The 21,868-nt window shown below is 28.7% G+C and carries 17 protein-coding genes and 1 pseudogene; 14 read left to right on the forward strand and 4 right to left on the reverse strand.

Going from position 1 to position 21,868, the window contains the following annotated elements; genetic code table 11:
• On the reverse strand, positions 1-708 hold the full coding sequence (locus ACFYH6_RS09230) for a FadR/GntR family transcriptional regulator (protein WP_369076191.1): 708 nt from the start codon (positions 706-708) through the stop codon (positions 1-3).
• A 323-nt stretch (positions 709-1,031) separates the two neighbouring features.
• Here ACFYH6_RS09230 and hypB point away from each other — a divergent pair, with 323 nt between their 5' ends.
• The 8 genes and pseudogenes from hypB (at position 1,032) to ACFYH6_RS09270 (ending at position 8,916) form a co-directional block, all read left to right on the forward strand.
• Positions 1,032-1,703 carry a hydrogenase nickel incorporation protein HypB gene (gene hypB, locus ACFYH6_RS09235; RefSeq protein ID WP_316344463.1) on the forward strand — a complete coding sequence of 224 codons (672 nt, stop codon included), beginning with the start codon at positions 1,032-1,034 and terminating at the stop codon, positions 1,701-1,703.
• Positions 1,704-1,730: 27 nt separating this feature from the next.
• Positions 1,731-4,409: pseudogene (locus ACFYH6_RS09240) on the forward strand (FAD-dependent oxidoreductase).
• A 36-nt stretch (positions 4,410-4,445) separates the two neighbouring features.
• A complete protein-coding gene (locus tag ACFYH6_RS09245; RefSeq protein WP_316344465.1) occupies positions 4,446-4,787 on the forward strand; it encodes a hydrogenase maturation nickel metallochaperone HypA in 342 nt (113 codons plus the stop codon).
• A gap of 29 nt (positions 4,788-4,816) precedes the next feature.
• Positions 4,817-5,815, forward strand: coding sequence for a DUF5692 family protein (locus ACFYH6_RS09250; protein ID WP_416178437.1), 999 nt, complete (start codon positions 4,817-4,819; stop codon positions 5,813-5,815).
• Positions 5,816-5,973: 158 nt separating this feature from the next.
• Positions 5,974-6,978 (forward strand): energy-coupling factor ABC transporter permease, encoded by a 1,005-nt coding sequence (locus tag ACFYH6_RS09255; RefSeq protein ID WP_416178438.1) that lies wholly within the window; start codon positions 5,974-5,976, stop codon positions 6,976-6,978.
• The gene (gene cbiQ / locus ACFYH6_RS09260; RefSeq protein WP_316344469.1) at positions 6,971-7,771 is read left to right on the forward strand and encodes a cobalt ECF transporter T component CbiQ; all 801 of its coding nucleotides are present in this window, start codon (positions 6,971-6,973) and stop codon (positions 7,769-7,771) included. Before ACFYH6_RS09255 ends, cbiQ begins: the two co-directional genes overlap by 8 nt.
• Positions 7,772-7,780: 9 nt before the next feature.
• Entirely contained in the window at positions 7,781-8,518 is a 738-nt protein-coding gene (locus ACFYH6_RS09265; protein WP_316344470.1) for an ABC transporter ATP-binding protein, read from the forward strand.
• A 71-nt stretch (positions 8,519-8,589) separates the two neighbouring features.
• Positions 8,590-8,916 carry a DUF1904 family protein gene (locus ACFYH6_RS09270; protein ID WP_316344471.1) on the forward strand — a complete coding sequence of 109 codons (327 nt, stop codon included), beginning with the start codon at positions 8,590-8,592 and terminating at the stop codon, positions 8,914-8,916.
• A gap of 94 nt (positions 8,917-9,010) precedes the next feature.
• Here ACFYH6_RS09270 and sstT read toward each other — a convergent pair whose 3' ends face one another.
• Positions 9,011-10,252, reverse strand: a complete 1,242-nt coding sequence (sstT, locus tag ACFYH6_RS09275) for a serine/threonine transporter SstT (RefSeq protein WP_416178439.1) — start codon at positions 10,250-10,252, stop codon at positions 9,011-9,013.
• A 267-nt stretch (positions 10,253-10,519) separates the two neighbouring features.
• Here sstT and ACFYH6_RS09280 point away from each other — a divergent pair, with 267 nt between their 5' ends.
• On the forward strand, positions 10,520-11,644 hold the full coding sequence (locus ACFYH6_RS09280; RefSeq protein ID WP_416178440.1) for a DEAD/DEAH box helicase: 1,125 nt from the start codon (positions 10,520-10,522) through the stop codon (positions 11,642-11,644).
• A 112-nt stretch (positions 11,645-11,756) separates the two neighbouring features.
• On the forward strand, positions 11,757-11,921 hold the full coding sequence (locus tag ACFYH6_RS09285; protein ID WP_316342589.1) for a hypothetical protein: 165 nt from the start codon (positions 11,757-11,759) through the stop codon (positions 11,919-11,921).
• Between the two features lie 192 nt (positions 11,922-12,113).
• Here ACFYH6_RS09285 and ACFYH6_RS09290 read toward each other — a convergent pair whose 3' ends face one another.
• Both ACFYH6_RS09290 and ACFYH6_RS09295 read right to left on the reverse strand, forming a co-directional pair.
• Positions 12,114-12,695 (reverse strand): 4Fe-4S binding protein, encoded by a 582-nt coding sequence (locus ACFYH6_RS09290; RefSeq protein WP_416178441.1) that lies wholly within the window; start codon positions 12,693-12,695, stop codon positions 12,114-12,116.
• Positions 12,695-12,907: a DUF362 domain-containing protein gene (locus tag ACFYH6_RS09295; RefSeq protein ID WP_316342587.1), complete on the reverse strand. Its 213-nt coding sequence runs from the start codon at positions 12,905-12,907 to the stop codon at positions 12,695-12,697. Before ACFYH6_RS09295 ends, ACFYH6_RS09290 begins: the two co-directional genes overlap by 1 nt.
• A 198-nt stretch (positions 12,908-13,105) precedes the next feature.
• Between ACFYH6_RS09295 and ACFYH6_RS09300 the strand changes: the two genes are divergently transcribed.
• The 4 genes from ACFYH6_RS09300 to dptF all read left to right on the forward strand — a co-directional run bounded on the left by ACFYH6_RS09300 (position 13,106) and on the right by dptF (position 21,868).
• A complete protein-coding gene (locus ACFYH6_RS09300) occupies positions 13,106-15,151 on the forward strand; it encodes a right-handed parallel beta-helix repeat-containing protein (protein ID WP_416178442.1) in 2,046 nt (681 codons plus the stop codon).
• Between the two features lie 119 nt (positions 15,152-15,270).
• Positions 15,271-16,686 (forward strand): family 43 glycosylhydrolase, encoded by a 1,416-nt coding sequence (locus tag ACFYH6_RS09305; protein WP_416178443.1) that lies wholly within the window; start codon positions 15,271-15,273, stop codon positions 16,684-16,686.
• A gap of 375 nt (positions 16,687-17,061) precedes the next feature.
• Positions 17,062-19,122, forward strand: a complete 2,061-nt coding sequence (locus ACFYH6_RS09310; RefSeq protein ID WP_416178444.1) for a DUF262 domain-containing protein — start codon at positions 17,062-17,064, stop codon at positions 19,120-19,122.
• Positions 19,123-19,495: 373 nt separating this feature from the next.
• Complete coding sequence (dptF, locus tag ACFYH6_RS09315; protein ID WP_416178445.1) at positions 19,496-21,868, forward strand: DNA phosphorothioation-dependent restriction protein DptF; 2,373 nt, start codon at positions 19,496-19,498, stop codon at positions 21,866-21,868.

Consider the following 21,868-nt stretch of genomic DNA (forward strand, 5'->3'; position numbering starts at 1 on the left):
TTAATAATATATTTGCCTTTTACCACTTATAGTATCATTAATATTTATAGTTAAACATTCTATAGCCTTTTTGGTATCTCTTTTTTCTATGTAATCACATAAAATAGATGTATTATTTATTAATGAATCTATACCATATAATATACAGAAGCGTTCCCATAAAGATAAAATAGGAGCCTTAAAAGAGTGGAAAATTAAAGGTATAAGAGTATTTCCTGAAAGAAAAGCCAATTCATGTTGGAATTGAAATGCTAACTTAGATGCAGTTTCAACAGAATCTGTTTCTTTCATTTTACTTACATACCCTTTTAAGGTTTCAATTTCTTCTTTTTTAATTATTGGAATACATAGTTCTACAGCTAAACTATCTAAGGCTATACGAAGTTCAAGAATAGAACGTATTTCAGCATCTCTTAACCTTCCACCATTATATTTCATAATAGAAATTAAAGTTTCCATAGTTCCATTTCTACGATAATCAGCTACAAAAGCACCAACTCTTGGTTTTATATTTAGAAAACCTTTCCTAGATAATTCTACAATTCCAGCATTAACAACAGCTCTACTTACTTGCATAGACTTAGCAAGGTCTCTTTCTGAAGGAAGTTTTTCACCAATCTGAAGTTTTCCAGATAAAATCATAGTTTCTAGTTCTTTAATAAATAAATCTTTTAATGTTGGAGAATTTAATTTTGAAAATTCTATCATAAAATACACCTCTCTAAGCTGAATCTGGTTCAACCAAATACCAATTAATAATCTACTTCAATAATATTCCAAAATAAATAAAAAGTAAATAATTTAAATATTATTATAAACATATATTAGTATTATAGGAATATATTGACTTTAAATCAACAATCATGTTAAAATTTTATCAAGATTATTAATCTGGTCATACCAGATTTGAGTCTTCAATATTTATATTATATAAAGAGTATTTCATAGAAGTAATTTAAGAGAGAAAATCCTTTAATAATACAACAAAAAGTTCAAATTATATATTCTTTATAATTAGGAGGGATAAATTAATGGAGAATTTTAAGATTCTCGAAATTAAACAAAGTGTTTTTGAAAACAACGATCATGAAGCTAACTTACTTAGGGAAGAACTTAAGAAAAAGAAAGTATTTTTGCTAAATCTAATGTCATCACCAGGTTCAGGGAAAACAACAACTCTTACAAGAACAATTAATACTTTAAAAAATGAAATGAAAATAGGTGTTATGGAAGCAGATATTGACTCAGATGTTGATGCTCATACTATTTCTAAAACAGGAGCAAAAGTTATTCAATTGCATACAGGAGGAATGTGTCATCTTGATGCAGATATGACAAAGCAAGGCTTAGAAGCTTTAGAAACAAATGATATTGATTTTGCTATTTTAGAGAATGTAGGTAATTTGGTATGTCCAGCAGAATTTGATACTGGAGCATCAAAAAATGCAATGATTTTAAGTATTCCTGAAGGAGATGATAAGCCATTAAAATATCCATTAATGTTTTCCATTTGCGATGTTTTATTAATTAATAAAATTGATGTTATTAATTATTTTGACTTTAATTTGGAAACCTGCATTAAGCGTGTAAAAAAATTAAATCCTAATATAAAAATCATTCCTATATCTGCAAGAACAGGAGAAGGTATTGAGGAGTTTGCAGAATGGCTTAGGAAAGAAATTAAAGAATGGAATGAAAATTAATTTTATTATTAAATTAGGGGGAGAATAATGGTAAAAGAAAAGGTATTGGATCTTGCAAATCATATTAGTAGGAAAAAAACTGGTTCAAAAAATGAAATAAAGGCAGAGGATCCAGAATATTTAATTTTAGAGCCTGTTGTTACAGAAGAAATGGCAGAGGTAGCCTTATGTATGAAAATAAGAACAAAATATACCGCAGAAGAACTTGCTCCTTTATGCGATAAATCTATAGATGAAACTGCAAAGCTACTATGGGATTTAGCAGTGGCAGGTGTATGTTTTGTAAATACTATTAATGGAGTTGATACCTATTGGTATGACACTTGGGTTCCAGGAATTATGGAAATGATGGTTAACAACAAAGAAAACGTTAATAAATATCCTCAAATTGCGGAAGCTTTTGAAGCCTATGGAAGAGTAAGAGGACCAAAGAGTACAGGAGCATTTCCAGTAGGTGTAGGATTAATGCGTGTTATACCTATAGAAAAAGCCATTGATGGAGAAACTAGAAGAGCTTCTTACGAATAAGTTTCTAAGTACCTTAATGAAAACGATATTTTCACAGTTTCTGATTGTTCCTGTCGTACAGCAAGAAAAGTAATGGGAGAAGGCTGCGGCCATTTAGCAGAAGACATGTGTATTCAAATGGGACATGCAGCAGAATACTATATTCGTACTGGAAGAGGAAGACAAATTACTAGAGAAGAAGCCTTTGAAATAATTAAAAGAGCAGAAGAAAATGGGTTAATGCATCAAATACCAAATCTTGATGGTTCAGGAAAAACTCATGCAATATGTAATTGTTGCGGTTGCTCTTGCCTTGCATTAAGATCTGCATCAATGTTTAAAAATGTTGATATGGTACGTTCAAATTATGTTTCACAAGTTGATAAAGAAAAATGTGTTGCCTGTGGAGAGTGTGTTGTAAATTGTCCAGTTAATGCATTAAAATTAGGACAAAAATTATGTTCAGTAAAACCACTACCAAAAGAAAATATGGAGACTCCAAGAGATACAGAATGGGGGCCAGATAGATGGAATCCAAATTACAGAATTAATAGAAAAAATGTTGTAGATTCTGGAACAAGTCCCTGTAAAACAGAGTGCCCAGCCCATATTGCTATTCAAGGATATATAAAGCTAGCTTCTCAAGGAAGATATAAAGAAGCTCTTGAATTAATAAAACATGAAAATCCATTTCCAGCAGTATGTGGACGTATATGTCCAAGAAAATGTGAATCAGAATGTACAAGAGGGGATATTGATGATCCAATAGCAATAGATGAAATTAAGAAGTTTATTGCAGATCAGGATTTGAATAAAGAAAACTGTTATATACCTAAAATTAAACATGAATATAATAAGAAAATAGCTGTAGTAGGTGCAGGTCCTTCAGGGCTTTCCTGTGCATTTTTCTTAGCTATAGAAGGCTATAAGGTAACAGTATTTGAAAAACAAAAAATTCTAGGTGGAATGTTAACTCTTGGAATACCATCCTTTAGATTAGAAAAAGATGTAGTTAATGCAGAAATTAATGTATTAAAGGAATTAGGTGTAGAATTTAAAACTGGTATTGAAGTGGGAAAAGACATCACTTTAAAAGAATTAAGAGAAGACGGATATGAAGCCTTCTATATTGCAATTGGTGCTCAGGCTGGAAGAAAAATAGGAGTAGAAGGAGAAAATGCTGAAGGTGTACTTACAGGAGTAGATTTCCTACGTAGAGTTAACTTAGGGGAAGATATAAAACTAAAGGGAAATGTAGTAGTTATTGGTGGTGGTAATGTTGCCATAGATGTAGCTAGAACTGCTGAAAGAGTAGGGGGAGAAAAGGTAAATATATTCTGTCTTGAATCAAGAAATGAAATGCCAGCACTTAATGAAGAAATTGAAGAAACCCTATCAGAAGGAATTAATATAAATAATTCTTGGGGACCAAAACGTATTGTTACAAAGGATGGAAAAGTTACTGGTATAGAATTTAAAAAATGTATATCAGTATTTGATGAAAATAAAAGATTTAATCCAACCTATGATGAAAAGGATATATTATTTGTAAAAGCAGATACAGTACTACTTTCTGTAGGACAATCAATTGATTTAGGAAGTTTAATAGAAGATAGCAATATAGAAATTAATCCTAATAATACAATTAAGGCAGACCAGTTCACTTATCAAACAGGAGAACCAGATGTATTTGCAGGTGGAGACTCTTTTACAGGACCAAAATTTGCTATTGATGCTATTGCAGCAGGTAAAGAAGGAGCAATTTCAATACATCGTTATGTACATCCAGGACAAAGTTTAATTATAGGAAGAGATAGAAAAGAATATCGATCACTAGATAAAGAAAATCTTGATCTTAAGGGTTATGATAATATTCCAAGACAAAACCCAAGTCATGGTGATGGAAAAGAAGCAAAAGAATCCTTTAAAGATTTACGTGGTACACTTACAGAAGAGCAAATGAAGAGAGAAACAGAACGTTGTCTTAGTTGTGGTGCCACTACAGTAGATGAATTCTTATGCGTTGGCTGTGGAGCCTGTGTAACAAAATGTAAGTTTGATGCCATATCACTTGTTAGAAAATACAATGGAGAAGGAGTAGCCTTTGAAGATTTAAAGCCAGTGGTAATTAAGCAAGTTATTAAACGTAAGGGAAAGATTGCTATTAAAAAAGCAATTAATATATTTAAGGCAAATTAATATTATTTTGATAAATGTAAATAGAGGAGAGTTTATATGCATGAAATAGGAGTTTTATTTGAAGTTGTTAAGAGTGTAGAAAAATTTGCAAAAGCTAATAATGTTCAAAAAATAGATACTTTAGTTTTACAAATTGGAGAACTCTCTTCAATGATTCCTAAATATATGAAAAATTTATATCCTGCTTCAATTGAAGGTACTATATTAGAGGGATCAGAATTAGAAATTGAAGTACTTCCAGCTAATGCTTTATGTAAAGATTGTAATAAAGTCTTTAATATAATCTTAAATAAAGGAACATGCCCTAATTGCAAAAGTAATAACTGTGAAATACTAAGTGGAAAAGAGTTGTATATTAAGGAAATAGTTTGTTATTAAAAATTAAATATTTAGTAGGGGGAAAAATTATGTTTACTTTTAACTATGAAGGAGGATCTTCGTTTTTTTCAGTATGGATGGTTTGGATTGCTGTATTTTTAATTCTATTTATATTAAATGAATTCTCAAGACGTTCTAAATTAGGTGGTTTTATATGCTTTGTAGTATTACCAATTTCACTTTCTGTATTATGGTTTACAGTATTAAAAGACACTACTTATACAGATTGGTTTCATTTAGCTAAGGTATATTCAGCAGTAGCAGGATGTATTGGATTTTGGTGTATAAGACATTTACATGGAAAAAATAAAAAGACAGGAAGAGAGTGGAGATTAGCAGATAATAAATTAGCTTTATGCTTTCCTCCTCTAATTCTTGCAATTAATATTTTAGAAGCAGTTACACGTGATATTCAAATAGGACTTCAATATGCTGGAGGAGGAATCCTTGAAGATGGAAGTATGTATGTATTAGGTGGACCTTGGAACTATATGAATGCAATTGCAGGAATTTTAAATATTATTACAATTACAGGATGGGTAGGTATATGTATTCGTAAGAAGACTAAGAAAGATGGAAGTATGGATATGCTTTGGCCTGACATGCTCTGGTTTTGGATAATAGCTTATGATTTATGGAATTTTGCCTATACCTATAATGCTTTACCAGGACATTCATGGTATTGTGGTTTTGCACTATTATTAGCGCCTACAGTATGTGCCTTTACAATAGGAAAAGGTGCATGGCTTCAACATCGTGCACAAACTCTAGCATTATGGTGTATGTTTGCACAAACCTTCCCAGCTTTTATCGACAAAGGTAAATTTGCTGTTTCATCTACCTATAACGAAAGTTATTTATTTATATTTAGCTTATTAGCACTTCTTTCAAATATAGCTGTAGCTATATATATGATTTATAAAGTTAGAAAAACAAATCGTCACCCATATAAAGGTGAACTTTACACTGACTTAAAGAAATACAAAGAAGTTAAAGAACTATCAGAAGGTTATTTAATATACAAATAAATCTAATAAAATGTGAATTAATAATGAAAAATGTAGAATTATTTTAGTAATTTGTTCCAAATTACTAAAATATTATTTAATAAACTCCATAAGGAGTTTATTACTTAATTTTACATTTTTCATTCTACATTCTTAATTTAAAAAGGGGAGGTTTTTTTATGCATATGGCTGATGCACTTGTTAGTGCAACTGTAGCTGGAATAATGTATGGAGCTACTGCAACAGTAACAGGGTATTCAATAAAAAAGGTAAGGGAAGAAAATGATCCAAAAAAAATTCCTGTAATGGGGGTTATGGGAGCCTTTGTATTTGCAGCTCAAATGATAAATTTTACAGTTCCAGGGACAGGTTCCTCTGGCCATCTTTGTGGAGGTATTTTATTATCTGCAATATTAGGACCCTTTGCAGGCTTCCTTACAATGATTGGAGTTTTAGCTATACAAGCTATAATATTTGCTGATGGAGGAATACTTGCCTTAGGCTGTAATATATGGAATATAGCCTTTTATGGATGTTTTATAGGAGCTTTATTAATATGGAAGCCTATTATGAAAAGAAAGGCTACCAAAGGTAAAATTATTATAGCATCTATATTTGGCTCTATTATTACCTTACAAATAGGAGCTTTTTCTGTTGGAATTGAAACCTTCGCATCAGGAATTAGTGCCTTACCATTTTTAACTTTTATTTCAGTTATGCAACCTATACACTTAGCCATTGGAATTATAGAAGGACTTATTACTTCAGCTGTATTATGTTTTATATATGAAGTAAGACCTGAATTATTATATGGAATTAGGGAAGATTTAAATGAAAACAAAAGAAGATTTTCTTTTAGAAAAGTAATAATAATATTTTCATTACTTACAATTTTAATAGCTGGTGGACTTTCACTGTTTGCCTCTGAATATCCAGATGGATTAGAGTGGTCTATTAAGAAGATTACAAATTCTACTGAAATAGAAGTATCAGGAGAGATATATGAAGGCTTCGAAAAAATACAGGAAACCACTTCAGTATTACCTGATTATAATTTTAAAGATTCAGATTTAGTTATAGGAACCTCTTTATCAGGAATTATTGGAGGATTAGTAGTGGCTGCTGTTTGTATAGGTGGATGTTATATATTTAAATTTTTTAGAAAAAAAGTTATAAATGAATAAATTAAATAAAGCCCTTTATGAAATACAAAGTATAGAAGATTTATCAAGTAGGGACTCCTTCATAAATAATATTCACCCATTAATTAAATTCATTTTAACAATTACTTATATTTTTTTAGTAGTATCTATAGATAAATATAATATAGGTGGAGTTATTGGAATGAGTATTTATCCAATATTCCTTTTAATAATTTGTGATATACCTTTTAAAGATACCTTTAAAAAGTTAAAAATAGTATTACCATTTATATTACTTATTGGAATCTTCAATCCATTTTTTGATAATAAAATACTATTTACTATAAATGATATTAAAATTTCTACTGGAGTAATTTCAATGATTACTCTTATAATAAAAGGAATCTTAACTATACTAGTATCATATTTATTAATAGCTACCACAACTATTGATAAAATCTGTTATTCAATGGATAAAATGCATCTACCAAAGATATTTATAACAGAAGTTTTATTTATCTATAGATATGTAACAGTATTAATTAAGGAGGCAAGTAAGATTATAGAAGCTTATAGTCTTAGAGCTCCTAATCAAAAAGGAATTAATTATAAGGCCTGGGGTTCTCTTTTAGGGCAACTTTTGCTTAGAAGTATTGATAAAGCTGAAAATATATATGAAAGTATGTCTTTACGTGGATATTCTGGTAACTTTTATTATTCTTACAATATTAAATATAATAAAAAAGATTATATTTATTTTATTATATGGTTATTTTTATTTATTACTATGAGATTCTTGCCCATATTACAAATAGTAGGAAATATATTTATTTAGGAGGAAGATATGAGCCATATTCATATAGATGTAGAAAATCTATCCTTTGCTTATGAAAAAGAGGAACCAATACTTAAGAATATTACATTTACAGCAAAAGAAAATGATTCTATAGGTATAATTGGAGCAAATGGAGTTGGAAAGTCAACTTTATTAAAATTATTAGTAGGACTTAATTTAAATTTTCAAGGTAGTATTAGAGTAGAAAATATTCCAGTAGAAAAGAATACCTTAAGTATAATTAGAGAAAGGATAGGATTTGTATTTCAAGATTCAGATAATCAACTATTTATGTCTAATGTATATGAAGATATTGCCTTTGCACCACGTAATTATGGACTTTCAGAAGATGAAGTTAAAATTCGAGTAGAAAATGCATTAAAATTGGTTCATATAAATAATCTTAAGGATAAAAAAATACATAAACTCTCTGGAGGAGAAAAAAAGCTTGCATCCATAGCCACAATATTTTCTATGACACCAGATATTATTCTAATGGATGAGCCATCAATTGCTTTAGATCCTAAAAATAGAAGAAACTTAATTAATATATTAAATGAATTTCAGCATTTAAAGATTATCGCCTCTCATGATTTAGACATGATTTTAGATACTTGTAATAGAACTATTCTTATGGCAAAGGGAGAAATTATAAAAGATGGAGATACAAGAGAAATTCTTACTGACAAAGTTCTTTTAGAAGCTAATAATTTAGAACTTCCACTTTCTATGCAAAAAATAATATAAAATGTTGATTATATAAACATTATGAAAGTGATATAATCAGATTATGATTTTAAAAATTGGAGGGCTTAAAAATGCCGATGTTAAAGTTTAAAGCTATAGAAATTGAAAAGGTTTGTATAGTAAGTAAGAAACTAATAGATGAATTAGAGGAATTAATTAAATGTCCAAGAGATTATTTTAGTTTATCTGTAGAGAGATCTATATACGTAAAGGATGGAGATTTTGTAAAAGGAGAAGCTGTAGTTGAAGTTTCATGGTTTGATAGGGGACAAGCTATTCAAGATATAGCTGCAAAAATAATTACTAAACATATTAATTCAGTAGGTTATAAAAATGTAGATGTTATATTTTATCCCTTAGATAAAAATAGTTACTATGAAAATGGTGAGCATTTTTAATTATTATAATATATTAAAAAAGTCATGTATTACAATCTTAATTTGTTATACATGACTTTTTATATTACTTGTAATAATATTTTTAATTTAAAACTTAAACCACTTCTTTAGGTATAATTATTTCTTCTCCATTTTTACGTCTCTTTGCAAATTCAGCAGTAGCAGTAAAGAGAACGTCAGTTGAAGAGTTAAGAGTAGTTTCGAAAGAATCTTGTAAAACTCCTATAATAAATCCAACTCCAACTACTTGCATAGCGATATCATTTGGTATTCCAAATAAACTACAAGCTAATGGTATTAGTAATAATGATCCACCTGATACTCCTGAGGCACCACTAGCAGCTATTGTAGCTAATAAACTTAATATAAGGGCTGTAGGGATGTCCACTTGAACACCAAGAGTATGTGCTGCAGCTAAAGTTAATACAGATATTGTAACAGATGCTCCAGACATATTAACAGTTGCACCTAATGGTATTGATACAGAATATGTATCTTTATCTAATCCTAATCTTTCACAAAGTGCCATATTCACAGGAATATTTGCAGCTGAACTACGTGTAAAGAAGGCTGTAATTCCACTTTCTTTTAAACATTTAAAAACAAGAGGATAAGGATTTTGGCGGATATTAAAATATACTATAATTGGATTTACAATAAGTGCTACAAAGATCATACATCCAAGTAAAACTGCAAGTAATTTTCCATAGCTTACGAAAGCTTGAATCCCATTAGTTGCAATAGCATCAAATACTAGTCCCATAATACCTAATGGTGCAAATTCAATTACCCATCCTACCATTTTAGATAATGCATCTGAAAAATTTTCAATCATATCTTTAGTTTCTTCTTTAGCATTTTTTAAAGCAATTCCAAGAACTATAGCCCAAGATAATATTCCAATGTAATTAGCGTTAAATAGTGCCTTTATTGGATTATCTACAATATTAAGCAATAGGTTTTTTAAAACCTCTACAATTCCTCCAGGAGGTGCAATACTTTCTGGCACAGACACTAATGTTAAATTTACTGGGAAAATGAAGCTTACTAAAACTCCAATAAAACCACCCATAAATGTTCCAATTAAATAAAGCATAACAATAGACTTCATATTACTTTTATGCCCACTTTTATGATGAGATATAGCTGACATAACTAAGAAAAATACAAGTATAGGTGCTATAGACTTTAATGCTCCTACAAATAAAGACCCAAAGATAATAATAAATTTCCCTTTTTCTGGTATAGTTAAAGATAGTATAATACCAACGATTAAACCCAGTATTATTCTTTTAACTATACTTAGTTCATTCCATTTCTTTAGTAAGTTTTTCAATTATTTTGCCCCCTAATTATATTATAAAAATATTATTTTTTATATATAACTTTTATAATTGTTTATAATAAAGTTATTATATATTCTAAATATTCTAACATAAGTTTATCACTAATAAAAGTAAATAATTAGAAAGGTGTCAATAAAATAAAGATTTTGTTGATACTATATTTATAATGAGAAAATATTACTATATGTTTTGACATTACCTTAAACTACTGATAAAGTTTAATAAGCATTAGTGAAATGAAAGAGGTAGATATATAAATGAACTTTGAAAATCTTAAAATAAATGAAAATATTATTAATGGATTAAACACTATGGGAATAAAAGAACCCACTGAAATACAAAAGGAAGTTATTCCTGTAGCTTTTAATGGAGAAAATTTAATTGGTCAATCAGAAACAGGTACTGGTAAAACTTTAGCTTATCTTTTACCAGCAATAGAAAAAATAGATATATCTAAAAAGGAAATGCAATGCATAATACTAGCTCCAACACATGAGCTAGCTATTCAAATAAATAATACAATTAATGAATTGAAAAAAGCAGCTAATTTAGATATTACTTCTACATCATTAATAGGTAGTGCCAATATAAAAAGACAAATAGATAGCTTAAAGGCAAAACCACATATTATAGTTGGATCTGCTGGAAGAATACTAGAATTAATAGGTAAAAAGAAAGTATCAGCACATACTATAAAAACTATTATAATTGATGAAGTAGATAAGCTTTTAGATAAAAATAATCTTCCAGTTATAAAGAACATAATAAAAGCTACTCAAAAACAAACTCAAGTTATGATGTTTTCAGCAACATTAAATAGTAAGACTTTAGATATAGCTAAGTCTTTAAAAGATGATATAAAGATTATATCAGTTAAAAATAACAAGGTTAATGAAAATATAAGTCATAACTACATAAAAACTGATAGCAGAAGAAAAATTGATACTTTAAGAAAGCTTATACATGCAATAAAGGCAGAAAGAATTTTAGTATTTAATAATGATACTTATACTACAAATACAGCAATTGAAAATCTAACAGCTAGCAAAATAAAGGTAGCAGCTATTGGTGGTAATAATAAAATGGAAGAAAGGAAAAAAGCCCTAGAAGACTTCAGAAAAGGTAGTATTCAAGTATTAATTGCTTCAGATGTAGCAGCAAGAGGCCTAGATATAAAGGGAGTAACACATGTTATTAATATGGATATTCCTGAAGATTCTAATGATTATCTACACAGAGCAGGAAGAGTAGGAAGAGCAGGAGAAACAGGAGAAGTATTTTCATTAGTTGATGATAGAGAAGAAAAAATAATAAAGAATCACGAAAAGAACTTCAAAATTAATATTAAAGAAAAGCATCTTTATAAAGGAAATATTGAATAAAAATATGGTATAATAGTAAGGTAAGGAAACTTATGGTAAGTTATCCTTCTTTCTTAGGTTAAGTGTTACAAATTGTCTATGGCAATTTATACAAAGAAAGAAGGTGGTATCTATGTCAGAATTTATACAGGCTTTGCTTATAATTAGTGTAACTATAGTTGCTATAGTTTCAATTGTATTTGGAAAGAAATTCTCAACGAAAGTTGATAAAAGTATAGATGGTGTTACAGCTGAATTAACTGTAACTGAAGATAAAGATCCAAAAAGAAAAAAGTAGCCCACACTCGCAAAGTAAAGCTACTTTTTCTTTAAACATATCATAAGCCATAGGTCAAATGTAACACTTGACCTTTCCTTACTAATATTATAACATAATTTAAAATAAATATACAATAATTTCAGGTCAAGTTTATATCTTGGCCTTTTTATTTTATTGATATTTATAAAAATATTACCCCGTAATCAATTTTTATTTAATTTTACTTTTTACAATACATATACCTTGAGTCATAGTTCCCATAGGACAATATACGCACCAAGATTTAGGCTTGTATAAAAACATAGTAACAAAACCAAGAATAGTAGATGTAAGCATCATACTATAAAAACCAAAAGCAAATTGACCAATCCATGGAGTAACATTTGTTAAATCCGTAAGCTTCCATGGTAATTTAAATGTCCACATAAGAGTTATAACTTCTTTTAATTCTGTAGCTCCACTAAATACTAAGGTTGTAACATATAACATATTAACAAACATAGTTAAAAAGAATATTAAAAATCCATATCTAAACCACTTTGTTTTTAAAAACTTAGGAATAGGTTTATTCCTAGAAAATTTTGCACCAATAATCTCTAACAATTGCCCTCGGCCACAGTATATATTACAATAAGCTTTGTCCTTTTTAGTAAAGCTAATTATTAAAGGGATAGTAAAACATAATAAACCTAGCCAAGCAAATAAAATATTAAATAGTCCTAAAGTAAAATACACTATAGTTCCAATCCAAAGATAATCATACCAATTCTTTTTCTTCTTCTTTTTATTCATTATTGAACTACCCCCTCTTTGATTTCGATTACAGAAGCAGGGCATGATTTTGCACATTTAGAGCAACCCACGCACTTATCTAAGGTAACATCTGCATAAATTCCTTTATAGACAGAAATTGCTCCAAAAGGGCAAACTTTTTCACAGACTCCACAAGCAACACAATATTTTGTATCAACATAAGCCTTCCTTCTAATTGTTTGTTTTGTCATTATAATCCTCCTAAAAATATAGATTTTTTCACATTGCCTATTTTACGATAATACTTCAAATTAGACTGTAACAAAATCACATACTATATAAAAAATCTTGGAGAACTGGATAATATAATACATTATAATATAATACATTGTTTTTTTTCTAATCTCATATAAGATAGAGTTATATAAATTAACTAGGAGGTTGGAAGCATGAATTATCATGTTAAAAAGACAGGTAGCAATTTAAATTCTGGAACAGAGAAGGAACCCTTTTTAACTATTGGCAAGGCAGCTTATGTTGCAAAACCAGGTGACATTATTACTGTCCATGAGGGAATTTATAGAGAATGGGTAAGTCCTAAAAGTGGCGGAACTTCCGCACAGAGAATAACCTATGAGGCAGCTGAAGGTGAAAATGTAATTATTACCGGTGCTGAGGTTATTACTGAATGGGAAAGAGACGGAGATATATGGAAGACTGTTATTGATAATAAGTTTTTTGGGGATTTCAATCCTTTTAATGAAGTTTTATTTGGAGATTGGTTATTTAAATCTGATAGAGTTTTTCATTTAGGAGATGTTTATCTTAATGGACACTCTATGTATGAAGCGACTTCTATAGATGTAGTACGAAATCCGAAAAAGTCAGAAACATCCCTGGAACCAGAATTTTCCGTATATACTTGGTATGCTGATGTAGACGATTGCAATACTACCATCTATGCAAACTTCCAAGGAGAAAACCCCACAAAAGGAAACGTTGAGATAAATGTGCGCCCTTTCTGTTTTTGGCCTGTGAATCCAGGACGTAACTACATAACAGTTCGTGGTTTTACAATGAGACAAGCTGCTACTCAGTGGGCACCACCAACCGCTTTACAAGAAGGTCTCATCGGACCTCACTGGAGTAAGGGTTGGATAATTGAAAATAATATTATCAGTGATTCTCGCTGCAGTGGAATAAGTCTTGGAAAAGAAGAGAGCACAGGGCAAAATGAATGGTCTAATCTTCACACCAAAATGGGTCATCAGCGAGAGCAGGAAGTTATCTTCAGAGCACTTAATAATGGTTGGAATAAGGACAATATAGGTAGCCATATTGTTCGTAATAATCTTATATATAATTGTGGTCAAGCAGGAATTGTGGGACATTTAGGCTGTATTTTTAGTTTAATTGAAAACAATCACATCTATGATATAAGGCATAAAAGAGAATTTGAAGGTGCAGAGGTTGGAGGAATCAAGCTACATGCAGCCATTGATACAATTATTAAAGATAATGTGATTCATGATTCATTTAGAGGAGTTTGGTTAGATTGGCAAGCTCAAGGAACCCGTGTTAGTAATAATATTATGTTTGGAAATGACAGTGAAGATATATTAGTTGAAGTGAGTCATGGGCCAACGATGATAGACCATAATATTTTACTTTCTGGTCATGCCTTCAAAACCCTTAGTCATAGTTGTGCCCTTGTTCATAATCTCCTAGCTGGAACAATATCCATTGGAAATGAATTGAACAGGCATACACCTTATCATGTTCCACATAGCACCTCTGTTGCTGGGATGACAAGATTTATAGGTGGGGATGATCGTTATTATAATAATATTTTCCTTAGAGAAAAAGGGGATACACGCTCAGATGAGCCTTATTTCGAAGCATTTTTTGGCAATAATATTTTAAAGCCAGAAGAAATAACTCCATTTGCTAGCCCAGTTTTAACATATCCTGTAGGAACAGCTGTTTATAATAAGTGTCCAGGTCCTGATGATGTGAAGCCATGGGATAAAATTCAAAAAATGCTTGCATCCAACAGCAAGTCACCAAAACCAAATGAAAATGAAGTGGATAATAATGAGGAGGATGAAAAACCAGCATATGCAAGCCTTTCCAATCCAGATCCACTAGCAGTATATATTGAAAATAATGTTTACTTCAATAGAGCCCTTGCCTATAAAAAAGAAAAGGGAGCTAAGTTATACGAAGATTCAGGAATTGAATATGAAATTGACAGGGAAGAGAAAAAGGTCATTATTAATATAACAAATCCTGAAATGCTTATGGAAAATACTGCTGATATTATAACTACCAATATACTGGGTTATGGATTCCAAACAGAACAGCTTTTTGAAAAGCCTGATGGAACACAATATTGTTTTAATATAGACTTCTTTGGAAATTCACGTGGCATAATGGCAGTTCCTGGACCATTCCAAGTAACAGGCAAACAAAAATTTGAGTTTTCATTTAAATAAATGCTTATAGGTTGACATAACTACAACTGCCTGCTTTAGTGCTTTTTAAATAGCAAAATAAAAGTTGTATGAATTTTACACATATTTAAAAATATATTACACAAAAAGGAGAATAAAAAATGAAAAAACAAGGATTTAACCCTTATTTGCCATCTTGGGAGTATATTCCTGATGGGGAACCATATGTTTTTGATAACAGAGTTTATGTATATGGATCTCATGATCGTTTTAATGGATATGCATATTGTTTAAATGATTATGTGTGTTGGTCTGCACCAGTAGATAACCTTGCAGATTGGCGTTATGAAGGTGTTATCTTAAAAGCTACTGATGTTGAAAATAATGAAGACCGTGATAGTTGTCTATATGCTCCAGATGTTGCAGTAGGACCTGACGGTAGATACTATTTATATTATGTAGACAGCAAGCGTTCAATTGTTTCTGTTGCTGTATGTGATACACCAGCAGGTAAATATGAATTTTATGGATATGTCCAATACTCTGATGGCACATACCTTGGAAATAGGGAGGGAGACGAACCTCAATTTGATCCAGGTGTACTTAGAGAAGGAGACAGGACTTACTTATATACTGGTTTTTGTTCAAGAGGTGACAAATCAAGAAGTGGAGCTATGGCCACAGTACTTGGTTCAGATATGCTGACAATTATTGAAGATCCAGTGATTATTGTACCAAGTGAACCTTATAGTAAAGGTTCTGGCTTTGAAGGTTTTGAATTTTTTGAAGCTCCATCCATTAGAAAACATGGAGATACTTATTATTTTATATATTCTTCTATTTCCATGCATGAGCTATGTTATGCTACAAGTAAATATCCAACTAAGGACTTTAAATACGGAGGAGTCATTATAAGTAATAGTGATCTTCATATTAGCTCCTACAAGCCAGCTGAAAAACCAATGTTTTACGGTGGCAATAATCATGGAAGCATAGTTGAAATTAATGGGCAATGGTATATTTTCTACCATAGACATACCAATGGAACTAACTTTAGTAGACAGGGCTGCATGGAGAAAATTGAAATTTTGCCTGATGGAAGAATTCCTCAGGTGGAAATGACTTCCTGTGGTGCCAATGATGGACCATTGGAAGGACGCGGAGAATATCCTGCCTATTTGGCTTGCAATCTATTTTGTAAAGAAGAGTCTCTATATACTGATTTTACAGCATCATGGATGAATAACCAATTTCCTAAGATAACTCAAGATGGAAAAGATGGTGACGAAGAAATAGGATATATTGCTAATATGAAGGAGTCTGCCACAGCTGGTTTTAAGTATTTTAATTGCAAAGGTATCAAGAAAGTTAAGATTAAAACCCGTGGATATGCTTCTGGTGACTTTGAAGTAAAAACATCTTGGAATGGCCCAGCTCTTGGAAAAATATCCATTGGTTTTTCAAATGTCTGGAAGGAATATTCATCTGATATTGTAATACCTGATGGAATTCAAGCATTATATTTCACCTATACAGGTCAGGGAAGTGCAAGTCTTGCATCCTTTACTTTGGAATAGGAACCTAATACTGATAGCATGATAAATTTAGAAAAAGTATTTTAAATTCTAAAACTAATAAAGAAATAATAGAACTATATATAAAAGGACATATATTCTCTGTTAAGGGGATATATGTCCTTTTTTTATGAAGTTATAGATAATGGGGCTATTAAATTTCATTAAAATATAAGTAGTTAGTGTCATTAAATTAAACAAATATTATAGAAGCCTAAGAACAAGAAGAGTTAATAGATGTTATTAGCCATTTATTATTATATTTAATGTTATTATGATATAATATTTATAAAAGCAATCATAAGATGAAGTTTTTTAATTGAATACAATTATCTATGATAATATATAATTATTAATAGGTATAAAGGGGAATATAAAATGAAAGCAAATGAAAAATACTTAATAAGATTTTTAGAATCATCAGACACTAATTTTGTGATACCAGTTTATCAGAGAAACTATGATTGGAAAAAGGAACAATGTAAGCAGCTTTATGATGACTTAGTTAGTATGATTAGAAATAAATATAAGACACATTTTTTTGGTACTATAGTTTCAATATATAATGATGATGCTAGAAATAGAGAATACTTGATAATTGATGGTCAGCAAAGAACTACTACAATATCATTATTATTACTTGCAATTTATAATTTATTAGATAGTGGACGATTAAGTTCAAATACTATAATTAAGGAAAAAATATTAAATCAATATTTAATAAATCAATATTGTGATGAGGAATTGAAGATTAAGTTAAAGCCAATTAAGGAAGATAGAAATGCCTTTGAAAAACTATTTAATAAGGAAGATTTAATAGAAGAATCAAATATAACTTTAAATTATCAATATTTTTATGAAAGAATAATTGATGGAGAAATTACTATTGATGAACTTTATTCAGCTATAGAAAGATTAATAATAGTAGAAATCGAACTTAAAAATGGGGAAGATGATCCTCAACTTATATTTGAAAGTCTTAATTCAACTGGTTTAGATTTAACAGATGCAGATAAAGTAAGAAATTTTATTTTAATGAATCAACCCTCTAAGAAGCAGGAAGAACTATACAATAACTACTGGAATAAGGTTGAAAAAAATACTAATTATGCTGTAACACAATTTATAAGAGATTATTTAACTATGAAGGAAAATAAAATTCCTAATATAAACAAGATATATGTGAGTTTTAAGAGATATATTGAAGAAAGTAAAACTGATATAGAAGATTGTTTAAAGGATATGTTAAAGTTTTCGATATATTATAAATCACTTATAACAAGCAATACAGATATAAAGGAAGCAAATATAGTAATTAAGAATATAAATAAATTAGAAGTTACAGTATCTTATCCATTCTTATTAGAAGTCCTTGATGACTATAATAATAATGAAATAAATAAGTCAGAGTTAATTGAAATTCTAAAAACAATAGAATCTTATATTTTCAGGAGGATAATATGTAAAGCTCCTACAAATGCATTAAATAAAGTCTTTATGAATTTAAGTAAAGAAATAAAAAGAGTTACAAACTATAAAGAGAATTATTTAGAGATATTCAAATACATATTAAGTAATAAAAAAGCATCTCAAAGATTCCCTAATGAAGAAGAATTTAAATTGAATTTCATAGAATGTGATGTTTATAGCTGGAAGAGTAAAAATAAAGTTTATTTACTAGAACAGTTAGAAAACTATGATAACAATGAAAAAGTAGATATAGAAAATCTAATTAATGATAAAAAGTTAAGCATTGAGCACATTATGCCTCAATCATTAAGTCCTTCATGGAAAAATTCATTAGGAGAAAATTATTTAGATATTCATTCTAAATATATAGGAACAATAGGAAATTTAACTTTAACAGGTTATAACTCTAATTTAGGGAATAAACCTTTCCTTGAAAAAAGAGATATGGAAAAGGGATTTAAGGATAGCAGATTAAAATTAAATAAATACCTAACAGAAATAAATGAATGGAATGAAGAAACAATAAATATTAGAGCTAATCAATTATTTAAAATAGCAACTAACATATGGGAATATCCTATAAGTAACTTTAGTTTCCAAGATGGAAATAATAGCATTTTTAGTTTAGAAGATGAAGATGACTTTACAAATACAAAAGTTGATAAATTTGTCTTTAGGGATGAAAACATAAAAGTTAAAAGCTGGACAGAATTGTATGAAAGTATTTGCTCAATATTATATGAAATAAATCCTATGCCATTTATAAGATTAACTAAAAAAGAATTTAGCCAAGAATACTTAAATAGAAGATTTTCAAATGGGCCCAAAGGCTTTAGAAATCCATATAAAATAGCAACTAATGTTTATATAGAGAAGAATTTAAGTACAGAATCTAAACTCCAAACATTAAGAATTATTTTTGATGAATATGGAATAGATTATAATGAATTGTTGTTCTATATTAAATAGTTTCATGTAAAAAGAAATCTATAGAAATCTTTATCTTTCAATGTTGAGAGATAAAGATTTTTTGTTATATTTATGAAAGATATGCTAATATATAACTATATAAACAAATTGTGTATATAATATAAATATAATATTTATGTTTTAAATAATAATTATGAATAATATATAGGGAAAGTATGGAAAATAAGTAATGTTAATATAACTTAATAAATATATATTTATTGCTAAAAGTTAAAATGTTTATCAAATGCAAATTTATAACATTATATTTTAGTATAAATATGGTAAGTTTTATGTAGAAAAATATAACAATTATGATATACTTGTCATATTGGATTATATAAATTGAATAAACCTGAAAGGAAGTACTAAGTTGGAAATTGATATTTTAAAATATTTAGAAAGTGATTATAAAGAACTCTATAGTCTAGGAAAAGATATTGATAGTTTAGTATTTATATCTCCCCATAGTGTCATATTAAAATCAAGAGTTTTTATAGAATTATTGAGTAAAGAGATCGCTAATTACGAAAATATGGAAGAATTAAATTCTTTAAATTTAGCAGAAAGGTTAAGTAAACTAAAATTTGCGGATGTATTTCCAAATGATATTAATGATTATTTTTTCCAAATAAGAGTTAATGCTAATAAAGCAGCACATGAAGCTATTGAAGGAGAATTGCAAATTGCACTAAGTATACATAAATATATCTTTAAAATTATATGTTGGTTTATAGAAACATATGTAGATTATAATTTTAATTCCCCTTTATATAAAGATCCATTACCAGATTTAGATAATAAAGAGATAAAAGAAGAGTCAAACTTATTAACGAAGTTAATGGTGAAAGTAGAATCACTTATACATTCAAATAAGAAAAATGACGAAAAAAGTATATTAGAAGACAGCAATAAAGATGATGAAAAAGAAATAACTAACAATATAAATTTTAAGGAACATATTTCTGATATTAAAGAAGCTAATGAAGTAAATAAAGAGTGTCTTATACAAGAGTTATCTAAACTAAAGGAATCATCAAGAGAAGCTGTAGAGGGATTAAATACATTTAGTCATTTTAAAAAGTATATGCATGTTAATAGAGATGCCCAAGAGGAATTAAAAAAAATAATATTAGCTGCTGATAGACACGAGTTTGCTCAGTTGATTTTAGTCTGTGGTAGTGTTGGTGATGGTAAATCACATATTATTTCTTATTTTAAAAATAAATATCCAGATATCATGGATAAAAGAATAAAATTATATAATGATGCAACCGAAAGTTTAGAGCCAAATAAAACATCAATGGATACTTTAAATGATATTTTAGATAGTTTTAGTGATGAAAAAATTGAGACAAGTACTGAAAAATTAATATTAGCTATTAATTTAGGAACATTAAATAATTTTATTGACTCAGAAAAATATAGACATAGATTTACTAAACTAAGAGAATATGTTGAAAACAAAAAGATTTTAGAAAAAAGCATAGTTGAAAATACATTTGATCCATCTAGTAATATTCAATTTATTAACTTTAGTGATTATAATTTATATACATTAAAAGATGGAAAAGTACAATCAAAGTATATAAAAGAATTAATAAACAAAATAACAAACCCATCAGAAATAAATATTTTTTATAGTTCATATAAAGAAAATTGTAGCAATTGTAAAAATAAGGATAAATGCCCTGTTAAATCGAATTATGAATTAATAAGTGAGGATAATGTTCAAAATGCAATAGTAGATTTATTAGTTCAATGTATCATAAAGAAAAAAATAATAATTTCAACAAGAGCACTATTAAACTTTATGTATGATTTAATAATAGCAAGATCATATATAGATGTTAATTCACCTATGTTTAAGGATAAAATAGGAAAACTTAAAAATGAAGAGTATGTAAATTCATTAATACCAAATATACTTTTTGATCATAAAGAATTATCATTTATATTTAATGCATTAAGCACTTTAGACCCTTTAAATGTAAGAAATGAAAAAGTTGATGATTTTATAATTAAATTCAATAACTCAATAGAGTTAATTGAATTTTTTGATGATTATATAGACTACCCAAAAGGTTATATAGATAAAGTGTATAATGTTAATTTTGATGAATTAGAAGGTAGAAGAATAAGACCTAATTTATTAAAATTATTCATAAGAAGCTATTATCTTTGTGGAAAAGGAGATTTATTCACATTAAAAGATGAAGTATATGAAAACTTTATAAAGTATTTATACTACTGGAATAAAGGTGATAAGGGAAAGCTTATTGGTCTATATGGAGAAATTAAAGAAGGAATTTTAAAATGGAATGGTGAATCTGAAAAGAATCATATCAATATATTTGTTGGCAAGAAACAAGTTAAATATAAAGTAAGTGAACTGCTAGAATTAAAAGCAGATGCAAGTAACTTACCGATTAATATGGATACTGAGCTTATAAAATTTTTAACTGAAATGGATATTAGATATCGAGGAGGTAACTTAGATAGTTCTTGTGGTATAGATATAGACTATTCATTATATGAATTATTAATAAGAGTTGGAAAAGGTTATAGGCCAAACAAAAAGGATAAGAATCATTTTATTAAATTTATTGAGTTCATAAATAAATTAGAATGTGCAGGATCTCAAAATAGTCAATTAACATTTGCTGAGAAAAATAGAGAGATTAATAAGAAGTATAGATTAGAGTTTGATGATGAATTTGAAATATATAGATTTGTGGAGATTTAG

Source organism: Clostridium sp. HCS.1 (genome assembly GCF_047900555.1).
In the GTDB taxonomy this organism is placed as follows: Bacteria; Bacillota; Clostridia; order Clostridiales; family Clostridiaceae; genus Clostridium.